At 55.0% G+C, this 3,099-nt stretch carries 2 rRNA genes (1 of these 2 running past the window's edge); both read left to right on the top strand.

Going from position 1 to position 3,099, the window contains the following annotated elements:
• Positions 1 to 2,781: ribosomal RNA gene (locus OC159_RS19575) — 23S ribosomal RNA — on the top strand (it extends 53 nt beyond the left edge of the window).
• A gap of 97 nt (positions 2,782 to 2,878) precedes the next feature.
• Positions 2,879 to 2,993, top strand: a 5S ribosomal RNA gene (gene rrf, locus OC159_RS19580).
• Positions 2,994 to 3,099 lie beyond the last annotated feature (106 nt).

A 3,099-nucleotide genomic window follows, 5' to 3' on the forward strand; every position in this document is an offset into this window, starting at 1 on the left:
AGGACGTGATACTCTGCGATAAGCCATGGGGAGCTGAGAATAAGCTTTGATCCATGGATTTCCGAATGGGGAAACCCACCTGAATGTTTGCTGTTGTTATCCCTTGGATATCAACAGTGGGCATAACCAGGTATCTTTCACCTGAATACATAGGGTTTAAGAAGCGAACCCGGGGAACTGAAACATCTAAGTACCCGGAGGAAAGGAAATCAACAGATACTCCGCTAGTAGTGGCGAGCGAACGCGGACCAGCCGAGCCTTGAGAGTGACGAGAACAGACTGGAAAGTCTGGCCATAGCGGGTGACAGCCCCGTATCGGAAGCTCGATGGGACATATTAAGTAGGGCGGGACACGTGAAATCCTGTCTGAAGATCGGGGGACCACCCTCGAAGGCTAAGTACTCCTTACTGACCGATAGCGAACCAGTACCGTGAGGGAAAGGTGAAAAGCACCCCGACGAGGGGAGTGAAACAGTTTCTGAAACCGGACGCCTACAAGCAGTCGGAGCCCCCTTGAGGGGTGACGGCGTACCTTTTGTATAATGGGTCAACGACTTGGTCTGTCTGGCAAGCTTAAGCCGCTAGGTGTAGGCGCAGCGAAAGCGAGTGTTAAATGCGCGACTTTAGTCAGACGGATCAGACCCGAAACCGAGTGATCTAGGCATGAGCAGGATGAAGGTACGGTAACACGTACTGGAGGTCCGAACCCACACCTGTTGAAAAAGGTCGGGATGACTTGTGCCTAGGGGTGAAAGGCCAATCAAACTCGGAGATAGCTGGTTCTCCGCGAAAGCTATTTAGGTAGCGCCTCGGATGTATTCCTTGGGGGGTAGAGCACTGCATGGATGATGGGGGCCCACAGCCTTACTGAGTCTAAGCAAACTCCGAATACCCAAGAGAACTGTCCGGGAGACACACGGCGGGTGCTAACGTCCGTCGTGGAGAGGGAAACAACCCTGACCAACAGCTAAGGCCCCCAATTCGTGGCTAAGTGGGAAAGCATGTGAGACTTCCAAAACAACCAGGAGGTTGGCTTAGAAGCAGCCATCCTTTAAAGATAGCGTAACAGCTCACTGGTCTAATCAAGAGGTCTTGCGGCGAAGATGTAACGGGGCTCAAGCCACGAGCCGAAGCTTTGGATGCACCTTAGGGTGCGTGGTAGCGGAGCGTTCTGTGATATAGGACGCTGCCTCTTCAGCCCAGCAATGGTCTGCGGAGGCAATGTTCTGACTGTGAAGCCGGGCCGTGAGGCAACCGGTGGAGTGATCAGAAGTGAGAATGTTGACATGAGTAGCGACAAACAGGGTGAGAGACCCTGTCGCCGAAAGTCCAAGGGTTCCTGCTTAAAGCTAATCTGAGCAGGGTAAGCCGGCCCCTAAGGCGAGGCCGAAAGGCGTAGTCGATGGGAACCAGGTTAATATTCCTGGGCCAGGAGATGGTGACGGATCCCGAGGGTAGTTCGATCTTAACGGATTGATCGGGCTGCTTAGGGGTTCCTGGAAATAGCCCTCCACAAGACCGTACCCGAAACCGACACAGGTGGACTGGTAGAGAATACCAAGGCGCTTGAGAGAACCACATTTAAGGAACTCGGCAAAATACCTCCGTAAGTTCGCGAGAAGGAGGCCCGGTTTTTGCGCAAGCAGAGGCCGGGGGCACAAACCAGGGGGTGGCGACTGTTTACTAAAAACACAGGGCTCTGCGAAGTCGCAAGACGACGTATAGGGTCTGACGCCTGCCCGGTGCCGGAAGGTTAAAAGGAGAGGTGCAAGCCTTGAATTGAAGCCCCGGTAAACGGCGGCCGTAACTATAACGGTCCTAAGGTAGCGAAATTCCTTGTCGGGTAAGTTCCGACCTGCACGAATGGCGTAACGACTTCCCCGCTGTCTCAAATGTGGACTCAGCGAAATTGAATTGTCTGTGAAGATGCAGACTTCCCGCGGTTAGACGGAAAGACCCCATGCACCTTTACTACAACTTCGCACTGGCATCAGGATTGCGATGTGCAGGATAGGCGGTAGGCTTTGAAGCGGGGACGCCAGTCCTCGTGGAGCCGTCCTTGAGATACCGCCCTTCGCACTCTTGATGTCTAACCGCGGCCCGTTATCCGGGTCCGGGACCCTGCGTGGTGGGTAGTTTGACTGGGGCGGTCGCCTCCCAAACAGTAACGGAGGCGCGCGAAGGTTGGCTCAGACCGGTCGGAAATCGGTCGTTGAGTGCAATGGCAGAAGCCAGCCTGACTGCAAGACTGACAAGTCGAGCAGAGACGAAAGTCGGCCATAGTGATCCGGTGGTCCCGAGTGGAAGGGCCATCGCTCAACGGATAAAAGGTACGCTGGGGATAACAGGCTGATGATGCCCAAGAGTCCATATCGACGGCATCGTTTGGCACCTCGATGTCGGCTCATCTCATCCTGGGGCTGGAGCAGGTCCCAAGGGTACGGCTGTTCGCCGTTTAAAGAGGTACGTGAGCTGGGTTTAGAACGTCGTGAGACAGTTCGGTCCCTATCTGCCGTGGGTGTTGGAGACTTGAGAGGAGCTGCCCCTAGTACGAGAGGACCGGGGTGGACGGACCACTGGTGGACCTGTTGTCGTGCCAACGGCAGTGCAGGGTAGCTATGTCCGGACAGGATAAACGCTGAAGGCATCTAAGCGTGAAGCCCCCCTCAAAACAAGGTCTCCCTTGAGAGCCGTGGAAGACCACCACGTCGATAGGCCGGAGATGTAAGTGCAGCAATGCATTCAGTTGACCGGTACTAATGGCTCGATAGGCTTGATTTGATCCGGAAGAAGACAGACTTCTCGTCTTCCTCCAATGCATCCTTGGACAACATCAGCTCTGCAAAAGCAGAGCCGACGCTGAGCGTGTCTTTCCCGGTCTGGTGGCCCTAGCGCGAGCAAAACACCCGATCCCATCCCGAACTCGGCCGTTAAGTGCCGCTGCGCCAATGGTACTGCGTCCTAAGACGTGGGAGAGTAGGTCACCGCCAGACCTGGAAAGACACGCAGTAATCTCTCTGATCACGATCAAACCCGATCAGGACAATCCCGGCGCGGGGTAGAGCAGCCCGGTAGCTCGTCAGGCTCATAACCTGAAGG

The organism is Paracoccus beibuensis (assembly GCF_026162625.1).
GTDB classification, from domain to species: domain Bacteria; phylum Pseudomonadota; class Alphaproteobacteria; order Rhodobacterales; family Rhodobacteraceae; genus Paracoccus; species Paracoccus beibuensis.